This is a genomic window from Vibrio ostreae, assembly GCF_019226825.1.
Taxonomy (GTDB): Bacteria; Pseudomonadota; Gammaproteobacteria; order Enterobacterales; family Vibrionaceae; genus Vibrio; species Vibrio ostreae.
Genome location: NZ_CP076643.1, coordinates 182,300 through 201,284 on the forward strand (window position 1 = coordinate 182,300; position 18,985 = coordinate 201,284).

Genomic DNA, 18,985 nt, shown 5'->3' on the forward strand with positions numbered 1-18,985 from the left:
CTGTAAACCTTATTCAGCTTTGAACGTGTGTAAGCGGTTTTGCGCTTTCGTTAGGCCATCTTTGATTAAGATGTCGAGACAGCGAACGGATTCGTCCACCGCTGCATCCAGACACTCCTGCTCTTTAGCCGGAGCTTTACCCAACACATAGCCTGCTACTTTATCTTTATGCCCGGGATGGCCGATGCCAATCCGCAGGCGGTAAAATTCTTTGTTATTACCCAGTTTACTGATGGTGTCTTTCAGGCCATTGTGACCGCCATGACCACCACCTTGTTTAAACTTAGCAATGCCCGGAGGAAGATCGAGCTCATCGTGCGCGATCATGATCTCTTCCGGCTTTATCTGGTAAAACTTGGCCAGTGCGGCCACGGCTTTACCGGATAAGTTCATAAAGGTCGTTGGGATCAGCAGACGCAGATCTTCGCCGTTGACGACGATTCGACCGGTTAAACCAAAGAATTTTGGTTCATTTTTGAGTACCACATTATGAATGCGCGCGAGTTCTTCGACCACCCATGCACCTGCATTGTGGCGTGTCCTGGCGTATTCTGGTCCCGGATTGGCCAGACCGACCAGTAATTTAATTGGTTGACTCAAGGCTAGGATCCCTTCGGAAACAAAAAGCGCGGTATGATAGCACAGAAAAGCGCCGTGGGGCGATACTCTGCATTTTCGTGCGCGATGCGGGTAGATGACATGATGAGTATCAACGAGACCAGGGGTATCAGTGCGATAATAATGGGTTGCTCACGAAATAAGCCGCGCCAGGCGTAAATCTCACACCGTCAGCAAACAAAAAGCGCCTCATCCGAAGATGAAGCGCTCAATTTAGAAGAGATAATCTGAGCGAAGCTACTTAGTTGAACATCGCTGAGATAGATTCTTCGTTGCTGATACGACGAATCGCTTCAGCCAGCATGGTCGACAACGTCAGTTGAGTCACTTTACCGGTCGCAGCCATCTCTTTTGACAGAGTGATTGAGTCAGTGACGATCACTTGGTCAAGCACAGAGTTTTTGATGTTCTTAGCAGCATTGCCTGAGAACACCGCGTGAGTGGCGTAGGCAAATACACGTTTCGCACCGCGCTCTTTCAGCGCTTCTGCTGCTTTACACAGAGTGCCGCCGGTATCGATCATGTCATCAACGATAACACAGTCACGACCTTCAACGTCACCGATCAGGTTCATCACTTCAGATACGTTAGCGCGTGGACGACGTTTGTCGACGATCGCGATATCGATATCGCCCAGAGCTTTTGCAGTAGCACGTGCACGTACTACGCCGCCCAGGTCAGGAGAAACGACTACCGGATCTTCCAGGCCGCGCACTTTCATATCTTCCAGCAGTACCGGTGTACCGAAGATGTTATCTACTGGTACATCGAAGAAGCCTTGGATTTGCTCTGCATGCAGGTCGATGGTTAGCACGCGGTCAACGCCGACGTTAGAAAGGAAGTCTGCAACAACTTTTGCAGTAATTGGCACACGGGATGAACGCACGCGGCGATCTTGACGAGCATAACCAAAGTAAGGGATAACAGCAGTAATACGGCCTGCTGAAGCACGGCGCATTGCATCAATCATGACCACCAACTCCATCAGGTTATCGTTGGTTGGTGCACAGGTTGATTGAATGATGAATACGTCGCTACCACGAACATTTTCGTTGATTTGTACTGCGACTTCGCCGTCAGAGAAACGGGATACAGTTGCATCACCAAGGGAAATGTAGAGACGTTCAGCAATACGTTGGGCTAGTTCAGGTGTGGCGTTACCAGCAAATAGCTTCATATCAGGCACGGTGGAAACCTCAGGGTTGCGTCCAGTTTTTAAATAGGTTGGGTGTAGGCCAATTGGTAATCAGCCAGCGTCTCTTTCAGCGGTGAAACATTGCGCCCATAGGCAATAAACGCAGAGACGTTGTCAGGTAATTTGGCAAGGACAGCTTCCGCTTCTTTCTTGCTCAAAAACTCAGCAAAAACGCAAGATCCCGTCCCAGTCAATCTTGACGGCGCGTATTGTAGCAGCCAAGAAAGTTGCTTATCAACCTCTGGGTAAAGCATTCGGACAATTTTTTCGCAATCGTTTTCGTAACCAGTGTCAACCAGCGTTGCCAGATCACGCTTGGGGGTGTCGCGCGTCAGATGCGGATGAGTGAAAATATCCTTGGTGGCTATGCTCACATTCGGGCGAACCACCAGGTACCATTTTTGCTCAGGTTCCACCGCGACTAACTGTTCACCCACGCCTTCGGCAAAGGCGGAAAAACCGCGTACAAACACTGGTACATCTGCGCCGAGCGCTAAACCAATCTCAGCCAGTTGTTCATCACTCAGGCCGGTTTGCCATAAAAAATTCAGTGCCACCAACACGGTGGCGGCATTCGACGATCCTCCGCCGATCCCGCCGCCCATCGGCAGAACTTTGTTGAGTTCTATCTCAGCACCTAACGAACAACCGGTTGCTTGCTGCAGGGCCGTAGCCGCTTTCCAGATCAGGTTATCTGTGGTGGCCACGCCCGGCAAAAGCGGCGAAAGATCTATCTGACCACTGTTATTGGCTCGAATAGCCAGGGTGTCACCATGGTCGAGAAACTGGAAAAGAGTTTGCAGTTCGTGATAACCGTCCGCGCGGCGGCCGGTGATGTACAAAAACAAATTCAGTTTAGCCGGTGACGGCCAATGGGTGGTTTGATCAACAATCGGGCCTTGGATCATGGGGTCAGAGTCCATTTAGATACCACCAGATTAATCGCGGTCTGGCGTTGGGTCAGTTTCAGTTTGTCCGGCAGAGGCAGGGCAGTGCTTTGCCACGGATATTCGCGGTAGCGGGCATAATCGACATGCCAGCTGCGATTACCGGCGGTTTTGTCCAGACTCTGCAGGGTGTTATTGCTGTTGAGCTGGTACTGATCGGCCTGAGACGGTAAGCCGAGGATCCAGTCCTGGAGCAGGTTGATCGGAATATCAAGTCCGGTCAGTTGCCAGATCAGTTGCTCTGCATTATCGGCAGTGTAGACCTGATCATCATAGGTTTCGACCCGAGCACCCTGGGCAGAAATGGTCAGGTTGAGAATCGTCTGGCCAAGAAAGTTGGTCAGGCGCAGCTGACTGCTGTCGGCCTTTTTCTGCCATTGGAAATTAAATGATTCGCGTTGTTCCGGAGAGATATAGCCCATTTTTCCGGACAGACGGAATTGCGAAATATTAGCCAATCTGGCCTGGTGTGACTGCCATTGCACTTCACTTACCGGTTCAGGGGCCATGCTACAGCCAGCCAGAATCAGTAAAAGGGCAAAGATCAGGTAAATACGTGGCTTAAAAGTCATGATTTGCTCGTTATTTATCCAGTCTGTGTAAGGGAAGCGCTTCACTATACCATTGAAATCACGCTGTCGGGAAAACAAATCCCGGTGACTCTTTTAACATGACCCTTTCAATAAACGGGCCCATCAAGTAAAATTCGGCGCCTAGTCCATTTCATATCAGAGAACCCTCGATAGATGTCCTTGCTTGCTATTGGTATCAATCACAATACGGCTTCGGTTGAATTGCGAGAAAAAAGTTGCTTTTGGTCCAGACAAATTGTCTGAGGCTCTGGGGCAACTGTCGGACAGCGCCTATGTGCATGGCAGTGTTATTCTGTCGACCTGTAACCGCACCGAAATCTATTGCGATGTGAAATCGTCGAGCAAGAATAAACTGATCGAGTGGCTGTCTCAGTTTCATCAGGTTAACCCTGAAGATCTCAAACCCAGCCTTTATGTACATGAAGAGCAGGCCGCGATTCGTCACCTGATGCGGGTGTCGTGTGGTCTCGACTCTCTGGTGCTGGGTGAGCCGCAAATTCTCGGGCAGGTGAAGCAGGCTTATGCCGACTCGCGTGAAGAGCGGGCGGTAGACCCGTCACTGGAAAAGTTATTCCAAAAGGCGTTTTCTGTTGCCAAACGTGTACGTACTGAAACCGAAATCGGCGGCAGTGCCGTTTCGGTTGCGTATGCGGCGTGTACGCTGGCAAAACATATTTTTGAATCACTTTCTGATGCGACCGTCATGCTGGTCGGTGCCGGTGAAACCATTGAGCTGGTGGCCAAGCATCTCGCCAGTCACAACTGTAAACGCATTATTGTTGCGAACCGAACTCGCGAACGGGCCATGACTCTGGCTGAGCAGTTTGAGGGTGAGGTTATCGCCCTGAATGAAATCCCTGAGCATCTCGCCGCGGCGGACATCGTCATCAGTTCGACCGCCAGCCCGCTGCCTATTATTGGCAAAGGGATGGTGGAGACTGCGCTGAAAGCGCGCCGTTATCAGCCGATGTTGCTGGTCGATATTGCGGTCCCGCGCGATATTGAGGCTCAGGTCGGCGATCTCAATGACGCCTATCTCTACTCAGTGGATGATTTGCAGTCTATCGTCGATAGTAATATAGAGCAGCGCAAGGTTGAGGCGATTCAGGCTGAGGCGATCGTCAGTGAAGAGAGCGCGGCCTTTATGTCGTGGATGCGCTCGTTGCAGGCGGTCGACAGTATTCGTGATTACCGGAAAGCGGCGAATGAAATTCGTGAGGATCTGCTGAGTAAAAGTTTGCAGGCCTTGGCGGCTGGTGGCGATCCGGAGAAACTGCTGACTGAATTGAGCAACAAACTGACCAATAAACTGATCCACACCCCAACGCGTGCAATGCAGGCTGCGGCCGAGCAGGGCGAACCGGGTAAACTGGCGGTAATCAGAGAAAGTCTGGGTCTTGATGACCCGCAATAATTTATCACTCCTTATTCATTAAAGAAGAAACTATGAAAGCGTCGATTTTAGTTAAGCTTGAATCCCTGGTAGAGCGTTACGAAGAAGTCCAGCATCTGCTCGGCGATCCAGCGGTGATTGGTGATCAGGACAAGTTCCGTGCTCTGTCAAAAGAGTACTCTCAGCTTGAAGAGATCACCAAGTGTTTCCAGGCTTATCAGCAGGCGCAAGATGACTTGGTGGCCGCCGAAGAGATGGCCAGAGAAGATGACGCAGAAATGCGTGAAATGGCACAGGAAGAGATCAAAGAATCGAAAGCGGCGATTGAGCGTCTCAGCGATGAGCTGCAAATCCTGCTGCTGCCAAAAGATCCTAACGATGACCGCAACTGCTTCCTGGAGATTCGTGCCGGAGCGGGCGGTGATGAAGCGGGCATTTTTGCCGGTGATCTGTTCCGTATGTACAGTAAATACGCAGAAAAGCGTGGCTGGCGTATCGAAGTGATGTCATCCAACGAAGCGGAACACGGCGGTTACAAAGAGATGATTGCCCGGGTCAGCGGTGATGGCGCCTACGGCGTGCTGAAATTTGAATCCGGCGGTCACCGCGTGCAGCGTGTACCGGCGACGGAATCTCAGGGGCGTGTGCATACCTCGGCATGTACGGTTGCGGTCATGGCGGAAGTGCCAGAAGCGGAAATCCCGGAAATTCGTACTGCGGATCTGAAAATCGACACCTTCCGCTCATCGGGCGCGGGTGGTCAGCACGTCAACACCACGGATTCTGCGATCCGGATTACCCACTTACCAACCGGTATCGTGGTTGAATGTCAGGACGAACGTTCTCAGCATAAAAACAAAGCCAAAGCGATGTCAGTGCTGGCTGCGCGTATTGCCCAGGCCGAAGAAGCGAAACGTGCCGCGGAAATTTCGGATACCCGTCGTAACCTGCTGGGCTCCGGTGACCGCAGTGATCGGATTCGGACCTATAACTATCCGCAAGGCCGTGTGTCAGATCACCGTATCAACCTGACTATCTACCGTCTGAGCGAAGTGATGGAGGGTGAACTGCAGACTCTGGTTGATCCTGTGATTCAGGAGCACCAGGCTGACCAGCTCGCCGCTCTGGCTGAGCAACACTGATTTATGTCTCTGACCATAGAAGCCGCCCTGAAGGCGGCGACTTTGCAATTGAGCGCCAGCGGCAGCGATTCGCCGGCGCTGGATGCTGCTGTGCTGCTGTGTCATGCTCTCGACAAGCCGCGATCTTATCTGCTGACCTGGCCGGATAAAGTGCTGGACAGTGACGTGCAACAAGGGTTTGAGGCCCTGCTGGCTCGGCGCAGCAGCGGTGAACCTGTGGCTTATATTCTCGGTGAGCGGGAATTCTGGTCATTGCCGCTTAAAGTTGCCCCCCTCAACCCTGATCCCAAGACCGGACACCGAACGGTTGGTCGAACTGGCTCTGGACAAAGCGGTGACCCTGGAGGGGGATATTCTCGATTTGGGAACCGGGACCGGTGCAATTGCCCTGGCTCTGGCATCAGAGTTACCTCAGCGCCAGGTGGTCGGAATTGATTTACGTCCTGAGGCACAGCAGCTTGCCTGCGAAAACGGCCGCCGGTTAAATATCACCAATGTCACGTTTCTGCATGGCAGTTGGTTCTCGCCATTGGCGGCCGGTACAAAGTTTGCTTTGATTGTCTCTAACCCGCCTTATATTGATGAGCATGATCCTCATCTTGACCAGGGCGATGTGCGTTTTGAACCCAAAACTGCACTGGTCGCTGCTGATAACGGTTTAGCCGATATCAAACATATCAGTCAGGCTGCGCGGCAGCATCTGTTGCCGGGCGGCTGGCTGGCGTTTGAACACGGTTATCAGCAGGGCGCGGCTGTTCGCACCATTATGCAGGATTTAGGTTATCAGTCAGTGAGCACAGAGCTGGATTATGCCGGCAATGACCGCGTCACTCTGGGGCAATTCCCGGCTTGCTGATTACGTTGAAATAAAAGAGGAATAGAATGTACGAAGGATTAAAACATTTTCACATGCTGACCATCGCCCTCAGTGCGCTGTTGCTGACTGTACGCTATGTACTCATGATGCGCGATTCAGCTCTGTTACAACATAAGTTCCTCAAAGTGACTCCCCATGTTGTTGATACCTTTCTGTTGCTGTCCGGCATCGGTCTGATTTCCATCACAGGTTTTATTCCATTTACGGCCGCCGCGCCGTGGATGACCGACAAACTGACCTGTGTACTGGCTTATATTGCCCTGGGTCTGTTTGCTCTTAAGCTAGGTCGTACCAAGCTGATGCGCACCCTGGCCTTCTTTGGCGCACTGGGCTGGCTGGCGATTGCTGGCAAGATTGCAGTGACCAAAGTTCCGATGTTCTTTGGCTGACAGGCTGCCAGTGGTGTCTTGCCATGTCATGTAAAGGCACGCCCTTGCCGCAGGGCGTGCAGACATAACCTGAAGAAATAACCAACCGATAGAGTAGTTTGATGCTGGATTTGTGTGATGAAGATTTTGATGCGATGGAGCTGGTGGACGGTGCTCTGGCGCTGAATAAAGCCATCAATCCTGACACTCAGGTCGCCTGGGCTAAAGTGGAACTTAAGCGTCTGCTGGATGAAGCCGAGCTTGCTCTGTTGCATGAGCGTGATGAGAAACAACGCTTTGAGGCGTTTTTGCGCCTGTTTTATTTCGAGTGGGGTTTCGCCGGTGACAGCGAAGCCTACTTTGATTCCAGTAACGCTTTTATCGATAAAGTACTGGAGCGACGTAAAGGGATCCCGGTCAGTCTGGGGGCTCTGCTGCTTTATTTCGGCCGCCAGCTCGGCTTTCCGCTGCAAGGCGTGACATTCCCGACCCAGTTTATTGTTGAGCTGCACTGGCCGGATGAAGGGCCGCGTTACATCAATCCGTTTTCTGGTGAATATGTCTCGCTGCATACGCTGCAGGCGTGGTTGATTGGCCACAAAGGTCCGCTGACGAAACTGAAAACGGATCACCTCAAACCGGCCGATCACCCGACCATTATCGGTCGCTGGCTGGCGCTGGTGAAAAGTGCTCTGCTGCGTGAAGAGCACTATACTCTTGCCCTGCGATGTACCGATCTGGCCCTGACATTTGTGCCCGATGATCCGTACGAAATTCGCGATCGCGGTTTTATCTACCAGCAGCTCGATTGTCATCAGGTTGCCTTGACCGACTACCAATATTTTATTGAACAGTGCCCGGATGATCCGGCCGCAGAATTACTGAAAACTCAACTTAATGCCCTGAGTCACGATGCCGTGACCCTGCATTAAGCCTAACTAAGAGAAAAAACATGGAACAGAAAATTGTTCACGTAGGTGATATCCCGGTAGCGAACGACAAGCCGTTTACTCTGTTTGCTGGTATGAACGTACTGGAATCGCGCGATATGGCGATGCAGATCTGTGAACACTACGTAAAAGTAACTGAAAAGTTGGGCATTCCCTACGTATTCAAAGCGTCGTTTGATAAAGCGAACCGCAGTTCTGTCCACTCTTACCGCGGCCCTGGCCTGGAAGAAGGGATGAAAATCTTTCAGGAACTGAAAGATACTTTTGGGGTGAAGATCATTACTGACGTGCACACAGAAGCTCAGGCTCAGCCTGTTGCCGACGTTGTGGACGTGATCCAGTTGCCGGCGTTCCTGGCGCGTCAGACTGACCTGGTGGAAGCGATGGCGAAAACCGGTGCGGTGATTAACGTGAAGAAACCACAGTTTATGAGTCCGGGTCAGGTGGGTAACATCGTTGAGAAGTTCGCGGAATGTGGTAACGAGAAAGTGATTTTGTGTGAACGTGGTTCTTGCCACGGTTACGATAACCTGGTGGTTGACATGCTGGGCTTTGGGGTGATGAAAAAGGCGTCTAACGGCAGCCCGATCATCTTTGACGTGACTCACTCTCTGCAGATGCGCGATCCATCTGGCGCCGCTTCCGGCGGTCGCCGTGAGCAAACCGTAGAACTGGCTAAGGCTGGTCTGGCGACCGGTATTGCCGGCCTGTTTATCGAAGCGCATCCGACTCCGGATCAGGCCAAATGTGACGGCCCGTCTGCGCTGCCGCTGGACAAGCTGGAGCCATTCCTGGCCCAGATGAAAGCTCTGGATGATATGATTAAGAGCTTTGCGCATATTGATATCCGCTGATTGCTCTGCGCTGCAAATCTGAAAAACCGCCGTTTGGCGGTTTTTTTATGCGCGGCATCTCTCGAACGTACACGCTAAAACTGGCTTGAGCGCGATTTGTTGCACATACTTGGCGGATAAAGCAGATGCCTTCAGTGGGGACGGCCAGCAAGCGACAGATTTGCACCGGCGTAACATGTTTACCGCTGAAGCGTATCACCGCAGTGGAACCGTATCAGTGGAACGCATTCTCATGAAACAAGGCTTACTCGTAAAATCCGCGCTGGGAAGTGTGCTGGCCGCTGTGCTGGCGGGCTGTGCCAGTTCACCTCAGCCCGCCTGGCAGGAAGATAAAACCTACACTCTGACCATCTTGCACACCAACGATCATCATGGCCGCTTCTGGCCGAATCAGTATGGCGAATATGGCCTGGCCGCACGTAAGACTCTGATCGAACAGATCCGGGCCGAGGTGACCGCGCAGGGTGGCAGTGTGTTGCTGCTTTCCGGCGGTGATATCAATACCGGTGTGCCGGAATCAGACCTGCTGGATGCGGAGCCGGATTTTAAAGGTATGAGTGTGCTGGGTTACGATGCGATGGCAATTGGTAACCACGAATTTGATAATCCGCTGGAGGTGCTGTTTAAGCAGCAGCAATGGGCTAATTTTCCGCTGCTATCCGCCAATATTTATGATAAAGCGACCGGACAGCGTCTGTTCCAGCCGTATCAGATCATCAATAAGCAGGGGATTAAAATTGCTGTGATTGGCCTCACTACCGAAGATACCGCACTGATCGGTAATCCACAGTATATTGAGGGGCTGGAATTTCGTGATCCTAAAACCGAAGCCAAACAGCTGGTGGCTGAACTGCAGCATAGTGAACAGCCGGATGTGGTGATTGCGGTCACCCACATGGGGCACTATCAGGATGCGCAGCATGGCAGTAATGCGCCGGGCGATGTCTCCCTGGCCCGAGCTCTGCCGCATGGTGCGCTGGATATGATTATTGGCGGTCATTCGCAGGAGCCGGTGTGCATGGAAGGCCCGAATGTGATGGTGAAGAAGTTTGCTCCCGGCGATGCCTGTCGGCCTGATCAGCAGAATGGCACCGATATCCTGCAGGCCTATGAATGGGGCAAATATGTCGGCCGTGCGGATTACCAGTTCCGCAATGGCGAACTCAATCGGATCAGTTATCAGTTGATCCCGGTTAACCTGACAAAAAAAGTCAGCGTGAACGGAGAGAGCAGCCGGGTTATCGCCACTCAAGCTATCGAGCCTGATCCGGCGCTGGAGGCTTTCCTGCGTCCGTATCAGGAGCAGGGCCAGGCACAGCTGAATGTCAAAATTGCCGAGACCAACGGCAAGCTGGAAGGCGATCGTGATGTGGTGCGTTTTAGGCAGACCAATCTGGGTCATCTGATTGCCACTGCGCATATGCAACGGGCAAAAGCCGATTTTGCTATCATGAACTCAGGCGGTGTGCGCGATTCGATCGCCGCCGGTGAGGTGACCTATAAAGATGTACTTCAGGTTCAGCCGTTTGGTAACACACTCAGCTATGTCGAGATGGGCGGTGAGGAGTTGCTGGCGTATCTGAATGTCGTGGCGACCAAACCGGTCGACAGTGGTGCGTTTGCCCAATTTGCCGGTATTTCGATGACGATTGCTGACGGTCGGGTATCGAATGTGTTTATCAGTGGCAAACAGTTGCGTCTGGACGGACATTATCGCTTCAGCATTCCGAGTTATAACGCTGCGGGTGGCGACGGTTATCCGGATATTACCCGGCATCCGGGTTTTGTGAACACCGGCTTTGTTGATGCCGAGGTTTTGAAGGATTATCTGCAGGCGATGAGTCCGATTGACGTCAATCTGTATGCCCCATCCGGTGAGATTATTTATAAGTAAGGGGTGTCTATCCGCTGCCGAGGAATATTCCTGACAGTTTGACCGCAGAGATTGACGTTATGCGTGCGATCCCTTTTACTAACCGCTGAGCGGCGCAGTTGCCAGAATTTGTCAGAGTTTGCCAGAATTGAGCCGCTTTTGTGGACAGGCAGGCGGCATTAAGTCCGCCTGTTTTTGTGTTTGTTAACGGGGATAAGGACCTATTTCGCATGACTCCTGCCATTAATCTTGCCAAGAAGAAGAAAATTGCCCACACCATTCACCAGTATGAGCATGATCCCAGCCACAGCAGTTACGGACTGGAAGCGGCGCAGGCGTTAGGTCAGGATCCGAAAACCGTATTTAAAACCCTGCTGTTCTGTCTCAACGGTGAAGCCAAGAATCTGGCCGTGGCTATCCTCCCGGTTGATCAAAAGCTCAATCTCAAGCTGGCGGCCAAAGCGGCAGGCGCCAAGAAAGCAGATATGGCTGATCCGGATATCGCGCAGAAAACCACCGGCTACGTGGTCGGGGGCATCAGTCCGCTTGGCCAGAAGAAAGCGTTACCGACCTTTATTCATCGCAGTGCCGAGACCTTGCCGACCTTGTGTGTCAGTGCCGGAAAGCGCGGCCTGGAAATTGAGCTGGCCCCACAGGATTTAGCCCTGCTGACCCGGGCTAAGTTCGCGGAGTTGTGTCAGCCCGAGGGTTGAGTGGATACGCATCCAATAAAAAACGGCCTCTGCAGAGGCCGTTTTGTGGTGAATTCTTACTGAACTCGCGCTGTGTTCAGACACGCAAATTAGTTGTCTTCTTCCATCTGGGCATTATCGACCACATGGTTTTCACCCAGATCCTGTGGCAGAACCAGGTTAAGAATAATCGCCACAATTCCGCACAAGCTGACGCCCTGCAGGCTGAACTCGCCGATGCCGAAGGCCATGCCACCGATACCAAAGACCAGAGTAATCGCCACAATCACCAGGTTACGTGATTTGTGCAGGTCAACATGGTTTTTGATCAGGGTGTTGAGGCCGACCGTAGCGATTGAACCAAACAGCAGAATCATAATACCGCCCATCACCGGAACCGGGATGGTTTGCAGCAGCGCGCCCAGTTTACCGACCAGAGCCAGAATGATAGCCGTCACGGCAGCCCAGGTCATGATGACCGGGTTGAATGCTTTGGTCAGCATGACTGCACCGGTTACTTCACTGTAGGTAGTGTTTGGCGGCGCACCCAGGAAAGTCGCTGCGATGGTTGCCACTCCGTCACCTGCGATGGTGCGGTGCAGACCCGGTTTTTTGATGTAGTCTTTACCGGTCACGTTCGAAATGGCCAGCATATCACCCACGTGCTCGACCGCCGGAGCAATGGCCACCGGAATCATAAACAGGATCGCATTGATATTGAATTCAGGGAAAGTGAAGTTTGGCAGTGCAAACCAGGCAGCTTGTTGCACCGGTGCAAAGCTGACCACTCCGAAGTAGAGTGACAGTGCATAACCGGCTGCAATACCGCCACAAATCGGCAGTAGTTTAAAGAAGCCTTTGGCAAAAACACTGATGACCACAGTGACCAGCAGCGAAACACAGGAAATCCACAATGCTGCGTCGCCGTTGACCAGCTGGACTGAACCGTCGCCGGTTTTACCCAGAGCCATATTGACCGCAGCCGGAGCTAGGCCCAGACCGATGACCATGATCACCGGGCCAACCACAACCGGTGGCAGCAGTTTATGGATGATGCCAACACCGCGCACTTTAATGACCGCACCCAGAATAATGTACACCACACCCGCGGCCATCAGGCCACCCATGGTCGCCGCAATACCCCAACTTTGGATACCGTACATAATAGGAGCAATAAAAGCGAACGAAGAGGCAAGGAAGATTGGCACTGAGCGGCGGGTAATGAGTTGGAAAAGAAGGGTGCCGACACCAGCCCCGAATAGTGCAACGTTAGGATCCAGACCGGTCAGAAGCGGTACAAGAACCAGAGCACCAAATGCAACAAATAGCATTTGTGCGCCTTGAATGGCATTTTTCATCGTTTTTTCCCTGATGCTGAAACAAAATTCGCGCGATTCTATCACTTTTGCAAACGATTGCCATGCAAACTGGATCAAAGTTTTTGTGGTTTTTATCACTAAGGCGGCAAAAGTACGCTGGAGCGGGCAGAGCCAATTTGACCTGAGACAGTAGGCGCGCCTTGCCCGAAGCGGGAGAGTTGCTTATCATCAGGCTTCACGATGTGGAAGGTAGGAAGAGTATGCGTTATTTAGCTTGGTTGATGATGGGGCTGATGAGTCTGCCCGCGTTTGCCCTGACAAAAGTCAACTTGTATCAAACGGAAGTGGTACTGGATCAGCAACAGGATAACGCCGATGCTGCCGCCCGTGCCGCGGGATTGCAGCAAGTGATCATCCGCGCCAGCGGCAATAAAGATGCGGCCAGTAATAGTGTGGTGCAAAAAGCCCTCGGCCGCACGTCTCAGTATCTCAATCAAATCAGCTATGCCCAGCAGGATGACGCCAAAGTGGTGCGTATGGGCTTTAGTGCGCCTAACGTTCGTGCATTACTGACCCAGGCTCAATTACCATTCTGGCCGCAGGAACGTGCCAATCTGCTGGTGTGGCTGGTAGAAGAGTCCGATTATGATCGCAGCATCAGCTGGGAACACAGTGATTCAGCGCTACTTAAACACATCAGGCTTGCCGCTGCTGCCCGAGGTTTGCCATTGACGTTACCGGTGGGTGATTTTGATGATATCACCGGTGCACAGATTTCCGATTTGTGGGGTGGTTTTAGCCGGCCAATCAGCCAGGCCAGCCAGCGTTACGCTACGGATGCGGTACTTGTGGTACGCGCCCAAGGTTCTGATTTACGCTGGACCTTGTATGATCAGCAGGCCGAGAGCATGATTTCCGCACCGAAAACGCCGTTGAACGGCCAAGCATCCGGTGCGGATGCGGCGACCCAGATGGTGGATGAGCTTAGCGATTACTATGCCAAGCAGAATGCGGTTGTGGTCAATGGCGAATCATCGCAAGCTGTACTGGCGGCCTTTAAACCGATTGATGGTGCGATTGCTTTCTTTACTCTGGAAGAGCAGTTACAGCGCCTGAGTTCAGTGGCGTCACTGGACATAGTGAAAATTCAGGGCGATGAAGTCACCTTCAAGGTGAATCTGCTGACCAGTGAAGCTGAGTTTGAACAGGAAGCGCTGCGTATTGGTGCAGTCGGTAAGCGTGAAGCGCCACCAGCACCACTTGGCGCGCCTGTACCTGAGGTGACGCCACAGCCACTGAGTGATGACGCATCTGTGACTGATGAGGCAGAGATTGATGGCGCTGCGGTTCCGGCGCAAGAAAGCAGCGCCGATCCGATATCGCCAACAGACATTACTCCGGTATTGGCAGAGCCAACAGTGGCGCAAGCGCCGCTTGCTGAGCCTGAGCCGCTACTACCTGCACTGCCAGTGTTGTACTTTAGCTGGCAACAATAACCGTCGGCGGCAATAAGAATGAGCAGTGACAACAGCGGCAAATCATGTCAGCGGGAATCAGTCACGATTCGTCATCAGTAAAAAAAGCGCCATTAGGCGCTTTTTTAATGTCGTCTGTCTTTACCATCAGCTGCGCTATTTGCGGTGCTGAGGCATTACTTACGTGGCTGATCAAATCGGGCCCGCTCCTGCTTTTCCACCTCTGACAAGCGGGTCAGCTTAAAGCCCAGCTCTTTACCACGGTGACGGGCGTAGAGGATATTGCCGATAAAGGCGGCAAAGGTAAGGACAAGTTCCACCGCCGCCAGCAAGCGTTCACCGTTATCGATGTACAGCAGAGTCAGGGCGTGCAAAAAGTAGAACATCAAAATGAAATTGGCCCAGGCATGCGTGTACGGTTTGCCGGCCAGGATTCCCGGCAGTGGCAGTAGCAAGGGGATCATCCAGGCGATGGCCAGGGTCAGCGCATTAATGTGCGGATGAGGCGATAGCGACAGTTGCCACAGTGCTATCCAGGCCAGCAACGCTAAATTTCCGCCCAGTGCCAGCCAGCGGAACAGCGCAGTGCGGGGAGACATGTCGACACTCATGAATTTTCCTTCAGTTGGCTTGCGATACGCGCAAGGCGTTGCCCTAAGCGTTGCGCCAGCTGGTTTTCCTCTGCGCTCAGTTTGTCCTGATGACCCGACACATGACTGGCGCCATAAGGCGTGCCGCCGGAGCTTGTGGTGTGCAGCGCCGGCTCGGAATAGGGGATGCCGAGAATCAGCATGCCGTGATGAAGCAGGGGTAATTGCATGCTTTGCTGTGTGGTTTCCTGGCCGCCATGCAAAGTGGACGAGGAAGTGAATACGCAGGCCGGTTTGTCGATGAGATCTCCGCTCAGCCACAGCGGAGTGGTTTGATCCCAGAAGTGTTTCAGGGGAGCGGCCATATTACCAAACCAGACCGGGCTGCCCATCGCCAGACCATCGCACTGCTTGAGCTCATCCAGAGTCAGATGGGGATCTTCTCCATCGGCCTGCTGCGGGCTGAGCTCCGGCACAGTGCGCAGTACGGCCTCACAGCCAGCGACCGACTCAATGCCACGTGCGACCTGACGCGCCAGCGCACGGGTGCCGCCATGGCGGCTGTAATACAGCACTACGAGTTTCAGACTCATACCTGTTCTACTCTCATACCTGTTCTACTGTCATAGAATGTCCAGTACCTGCTCCGGTGGACGCCCGTGGCGGGCTTTTCCGTTGGCAACCACGATTGGACGTTCAATCAGCTTCGGGTGTTCGGCCATGGCGGCAAACAGGTCATCATCCGATAGTGAGCTGTCAGCCAGGTTGAGTTCTTTATAGAGTTCTTCTTTGGTCCGCATCATCTCGCGCACCTGACTCAGGCCCAGCTGGGTGTACAGCTCTTTCAACTGGGCCACGCTCAGCGGCTCATCCAGGTATTTCACCACTTGTGGGTCGATGTGGTTGGCTTGCAACAGCACCAGTGTTTCACGGCTTTTGGAGCATCTCGGGTTGTGATAAATCACGACAGACATAAAAACTTCCTCTTAAGTAGGTTATTGCAGTGTCAAGAAGCGCTCTCGTTGCACCATCAACTGGTCGATACGTGCATCGTAGCGCGCCTGTTCCAAACTGCCCAGTTTCGCCAGCTGGCTGGCCTGAGTATAAAACTGAATCGCTTTGTTCCAGTTGGCTTGCAGAGCGAGGATTTCAGCCCGTGCCGCCAGCTCTTCGGCGCCGTTCCCCCCAGGGCACTGGACTCAGATAACAGGTGCCAGCCATTGGGATCGTTGGGGTTGTCATGGGTGTAGCGCTGCAGGGTACGTATTGCCTGCGGATACTGCTCCGCTTTGATCAATGCGTTGGCATAGTTGATGATCAGCACCGGGTTGTTCGGCTTCTGCTTCAGCGCGCTGCTGAGGCGTTCGACTGCCTGTGGCGCGCGGTCTGTGGCCAGATACAGGTCGGTCAGCGCATCGAGATAGAAATTATTGTTGGCATCGCTTTTGAGCAGCGAATCGAGCAGGGGCTCTGCCTCATCAAAACGGCGGCTGTCGAGATACACCAGCGCCTTACCATACTCAAAGGCCGGTTTGAGCTCGGGAGCGGCTTTTTTCTGCGTGCGCTCAAACCAATCCAGCGCGGCATCTGAGTCAATCCCGGCATATCGGGCAACCACGCGCGCGCGCGCCAGGTGATAATGCAGCGACGGCGGCAACTGAACCGGGCTGAACTGCTGGGCACGCACCCGGCTGTCGGTGATACGATCAGCCGGCAGCGGGTGAGTCAGCAACATAGGCGGTGGTGTGCTGGCATAGCGATATTCATCGGCCAGACGACCAAAAAAGCGTGGCATGGCATTGACGTCAAAACCCGCTTTGGCCAGGGTATTGATGCCAAACCGGTCGGCTTCTTTTTCATTGGCTCGGGTGTAGTTGATCTGACTCTGAATATTACCGGCGGTCGTGGCGGTAATGGCGGCAATACCCGCTTGCGGGGCTGCGATAGCCAGCAGCAGTGAGCCAGCCAGGGCGGCAATGGTGGCCGGCGTTCGCTGGGCCTGATCTTCCATACTGCGCGCCAGGTGACGTTGGGTGACATGGGCGATTTCATGCGCCATCACCGATGCCAGTTCACTCTCAGACTGGGCATGCAGGAATAGGCCGGAATGCAGGGCCACATAACCGCCGAAAAACGCAAACGCGTTAATGTTACGATCGCGAATCATAAAAAAGGTGAACGGCGTTTTGACATCATCGCTGTTGGCGACCAGGCGGTGACCGAGCGCATCGATGTATTCGTTCAGGACCGGGTCATCGATAACCGGTTGGTTATTGCGCAGCATGCGCATGTATGCGTCACCATAGATCAGTTCCTGATCTATGGTCAGGGTTGAGCCGGCGACGGTGCCGATGTCGGGCAATTCAATGCTGTCGGCATAACTCGGCACCGGAGCGGCCAGGGCCGCTGCGAGGCAGAGACATAACAGTGAACGAGTACGTTTGACTATCATAGCTACAGGTAATACTCCAAAATCATCTCTCACTAAGACACTGTCTCATCGGAATGGTTTCCCTGCGGGCGGCCGGGACTGATACGCTGACAAGGTGCGCCGGCATGGCTGCAGCGCTGCACCTTTGACCATTAGTCAATCTTGCGCGGGTTTGCCGATTCGCTATTGCTTGGTAATGAAAGGTAACGATTTTTTCTCCGAGAGAAAAACTGGCACGCCGCGCAAAAGACTATACAATATCTCACCTATATTAAGGATTGAGCCGCAGAATGGAACCGAATATTCTCGATTTACGTCAGCAGCGCTGCCCTATGGCGTTATTACTTGCCAAACGTCACACTGTGCAGCTGGATGCTGGTGAATCGACCACCATTTTGCTGTCTGATCCAAACTCAAAACGCGATATTGAAGCCTACTTGCTCCGGCAACCGTTTACCTGCCAGAGTGACTATGCCGATGGTTATTTTTCGCTATACATAGTTAAGGAGAGAGGATCCAATGTTTGAACTGGTGAGTCGTTGGTATAAGCGACGTTTCTCCGATCCACACGCTGTCAGCCTGGTGGCGATACTGTTCTTTGGTTTTATTACCATCTATTTCTTTGGTCATCTAATTGCCCCTCTGCTGGTCGCTATTGTACTGGCTTATCTGCTGGAATGGCCGGTGATCCAATTGTGCCGAATGAAAATCCCGCGCACTCTGGCGGTGATATTAGTCATTATGCTGTTTACCGGCCTGATGTTGCTGGCGGTGTTTGGCCTGGTACCGACCATCTGGCAGCAGATCGTTAACCTGATTAACGATATTCCCAATATGTACAACGGGCTGCAAAAATTTATCGCCATGATTCCAGAGCGCTATCCGGAACTGGCCAATCTGCAAATCGTTGAATCGATTGTAACCAATGCCAAAAATAAAGCGTTGGGTATGGGCGAATCCGTGGTGAAAGGCTCTCTGGCTTCCCTGGTCAGTATTGCGACCTTAGCGGTTTACCTGATCCTGGTGCCTTTGCTGGTCTTCTTCCTGCTCAAAGACAAGCAGGAAATGTTGGGTATGGTGCGCGGCGTTTTGCCACGCAACCGTAAGCTGGCCAACAAAGTCTGGCATGAAATGAATCAGCAAATTTCCAACTATATTCGCGGTAAAGTATTGGAAATATTGATTGTGGGTAGTGTCAGCTATGTCACTTTTGCTATTCTTGACCTGCGTTATTCGGTGCTGCTCGCGGTCGCGGTCGGCCTCTCGGTGTTGATCCCGTATATCGGTGCTGCCGCAGTGACGGTTCCGGTGGCAGTGGTCGGTTTGTTCCAATGGGGAATGACGCCGCAGTTTTACTACCTGCTGATTGCTTATGGCATCATACAGGCACTGGATGGGAATGTACTGGTTCCGGTGCTGTTTTCTGAAGCGGTCAACCTGCACCCGGTTGCCATCATCGTCTCTGTGCTGGTGTTTGGTGGATTATGGGGTTTCTGGGGGGTGTTCTTTGCTATCCCGCTGGCGACTCTGGTGAAAGCGGTCTGGAATGCCCTGCCGAGTACCGAAGAAGAGCCACCGGAGCAACTGAGCTGATTGCAGCACTAAATTTTGCGGCGCCCTGTCATTGTATGATGGGGCGTTAATTTATCCGGTGAATAAAATGTAAAT

17 protein-coding genes and 3 pseudogenes are annotated in these 18,985 nt (G+C 52.8%); 11 read left to right on the plus strand and 9 right to left on the minus strand.

Translation table 11 applies throughout. The features are described from left to right. Positions 1-9 precede the first annotated feature (9 nt). From pth to lolB, 4 genes are all read right to left on the minus strand, one after another. Complete coding sequence (gene pth / locus KNV97_RS07075; RefSeq protein WP_136482377.1) at positions 10-600, minus strand: aminoacyl-tRNA hydrolase; 591 nt, start codon at positions 598-600, stop codon at positions 10-12. A 259-nt stretch (positions 601-859) separates the two neighbouring features. Then, positions 860-1,804, minus strand: a complete 945-nt coding sequence (locus tag KNV97_RS07080; protein WP_136482379.1) for a ribose-phosphate pyrophosphokinase — start codon at positions 1,802-1,804, stop codon at positions 860-862. A gap of 29 nt (positions 1,805-1,833) precedes the next feature. Then, positions 1,834-2,736: a 4-(cytidine 5'-diphospho)-2-C-methyl-D-erythritol kinase gene (ispE, locus tag KNV97_RS07085; protein ID WP_218562790.1), complete on the minus strand. Its 903-nt coding sequence runs from the start codon at positions 2,734-2,736 to the stop codon at positions 1,834-1,836. Continuing rightward, positions 2,718-3,332, minus strand: a complete 615-nt coding sequence (gene lolB / locus KNV97_RS07090) for a lipoprotein insertase outer membrane protein LolB (RefSeq protein WP_136482383.1) — start codon at positions 3,330-3,332, stop codon at positions 2,718-2,720. The genes ispE and lolB overlap by 19 nt, the downstream gene beginning before the upstream one ends. Positions 3,333-3,506: 174 nt before the next feature. Between lolB and hemA the strand changes: the two are divergent. The 8 genes and pseudogenes from hemA (at position 3,507) to ybaK (ending at position 11,523) form a co-directional block, all read left to right on the plus strand. Continuing rightward, a pseudogene (gene hemA / locus KNV97_RS07095) lies at positions 3,507-4,767 on the plus strand (glutamyl-tRNA reductase). Positions 4,768-4,799: 32 nt separating this feature from the next. After that, a complete protein-coding gene (gene prfA, locus KNV97_RS07100) occupies positions 4,800-5,888 on the plus strand; it encodes a peptide chain release factor 1 (protein WP_136482387.1) in 1,089 nt (362 codons plus the stop codon). 3 nt (positions 5,889-5,891) lie between these two features. Continuing rightward, positions 5,892-6,744, plus strand: a pseudogene (prmC, locus tag KNV97_RS07105) (peptide chain release factor N(5)-glutamine methyltransferase). A gap of 26 nt (positions 6,745-6,770) precedes the next feature. Beyond that, a complete protein-coding gene (locus KNV97_RS07110) occupies positions 6,771-7,154 on the plus strand; it encodes a SirB2 family protein (RefSeq protein WP_136482391.1) in 384 nt (127 codons plus the stop codon). A gap of 101 nt (positions 7,155-7,255) precedes the next feature. After that, positions 7,256-8,065, plus strand: coding sequence for a SirB1 family protein (locus tag KNV97_RS07115; protein WP_136482394.1), 810 nt, complete (start codon positions 7,256-7,258; stop codon positions 8,063-8,065). Positions 8,066-8,085: 20 nt separating this feature from the next. Beyond that, on the plus strand, positions 8,086-8,937 hold the full coding sequence (gene kdsA / locus KNV97_RS07120) for a 3-deoxy-8-phosphooctulonate synthase (protein ID WP_136482396.1): 852 nt from the start codon (positions 8,086-8,088) through the stop codon (positions 8,935-8,937). Between the two features lie 232 nt (positions 8,938-9,169). Further along, complete coding sequence (gene ushA / locus KNV97_RS07125; RefSeq protein ID WP_218563398.1) at positions 9,170-10,831, plus strand: bifunctional UDP-sugar hydrolase/5'-nucleotidase UshA; 1,662 nt, start codon at positions 9,170-9,172, stop codon at positions 10,829-10,831. A gap of 209 nt (positions 10,832-11,040) precedes the next feature. Beyond that, a complete protein-coding gene (gene ybaK / locus KNV97_RS07130) occupies positions 11,041-11,523 on the plus strand; it encodes a Cys-tRNA(Pro) deacylase (RefSeq protein WP_136482398.1) in 483 nt (160 codons plus the stop codon). 89 nt (positions 11,524-11,612) lie between these two features. Here ybaK and KNV97_RS07135 read toward each other — a convergent pair whose 3' ends face one another. Further along, complete coding sequence (locus tag KNV97_RS07135) at positions 11,613-12,860, minus strand: uracil-xanthine permease family protein (protein ID WP_136482400.1); 1,248 nt, start codon at positions 12,858-12,860, stop codon at positions 11,613-11,615. A gap of 221 nt (positions 12,861-13,081) precedes the next feature. On the opposite strand from KNV97_RS07135, the gene KNV97_RS07140 reads away from it, so the two are divergent. Beyond that, on the plus strand, positions 13,082-14,317 hold the full coding sequence (locus KNV97_RS07140) for a DUF2066 domain-containing protein (protein WP_218562792.1): 1,236 nt from the start codon (positions 13,082-13,084) through the stop codon (positions 14,315-14,317). A gap of 155 nt (positions 14,318-14,472) precedes the next feature. Here KNV97_RS07140 and KNV97_RS07145 read toward each other — a convergent pair whose 3' ends face one another. The 4 genes and pseudogenes from KNV97_RS07145 to bepA all read right to left on the minus strand — a co-directional run bounded on the left by KNV97_RS07145 (position 14,473) and on the right by bepA (position 17,335). Next, positions 14,473-14,907 carry a DUF2069 domain-containing protein gene (locus KNV97_RS07145; protein ID WP_218562793.1) on the minus strand — a complete coding sequence of 145 codons (435 nt, stop codon included), beginning with the start codon at positions 14,905-14,907 and terminating at the stop codon, positions 14,473-14,475. After that, the gene (gene wrbA, locus KNV97_RS07150) at positions 14,904-15,479 is read right to left on the minus strand and encodes an NAD(P)H:quinone oxidoreductase (protein ID WP_218562794.1); all 576 of its coding nucleotides are present in this window, start codon (positions 15,477-15,479) and stop codon (positions 14,904-14,906) included. The genes KNV97_RS07145 and wrbA overlap by 4 nt, the downstream gene beginning before the upstream one ends. A gap of 30 nt (positions 15,480-15,509) precedes the next feature. After that, entirely contained in the window at positions 15,510-15,860 is a 351-nt protein-coding gene (gene arsC, locus KNV97_RS07155) for an arsenate reductase (glutaredoxin) (protein ID WP_136482408.1), read from the minus strand. Positions 15,861-15,881: 21 nt separating this feature from the next. After that, positions 15,882-17,335 (minus strand): annotated as a pseudogene (gene bepA, locus KNV97_RS07160) (beta-barrel assembly-enhancing protease). A gap of 272 nt (positions 17,336-17,607) precedes the next feature. Here bepA and KNV97_RS07165 point away from each other — a divergent pair. Together KNV97_RS07165 and KNV97_RS07170 are read left to right on the plus strand one after the other, a co-directional pair. Beyond that, complete coding sequence (locus KNV97_RS07165) at positions 17,608-17,844, plus strand: sulfurtransferase TusA family protein (RefSeq protein ID WP_218562795.1); 237 nt, start codon at positions 17,608-17,610, stop codon at positions 17,842-17,844. Next, positions 17,837-18,910, plus strand: a complete 1,074-nt coding sequence (locus KNV97_RS07170; protein WP_218562796.1) for an AI-2E family transporter — start codon at positions 17,837-17,839, stop codon at positions 18,908-18,910. Before KNV97_RS07165 ends, KNV97_RS07170 begins: the two co-directional genes overlap by 8 nt. Positions 18,911-18,985 lie beyond the last annotated feature (75 nt).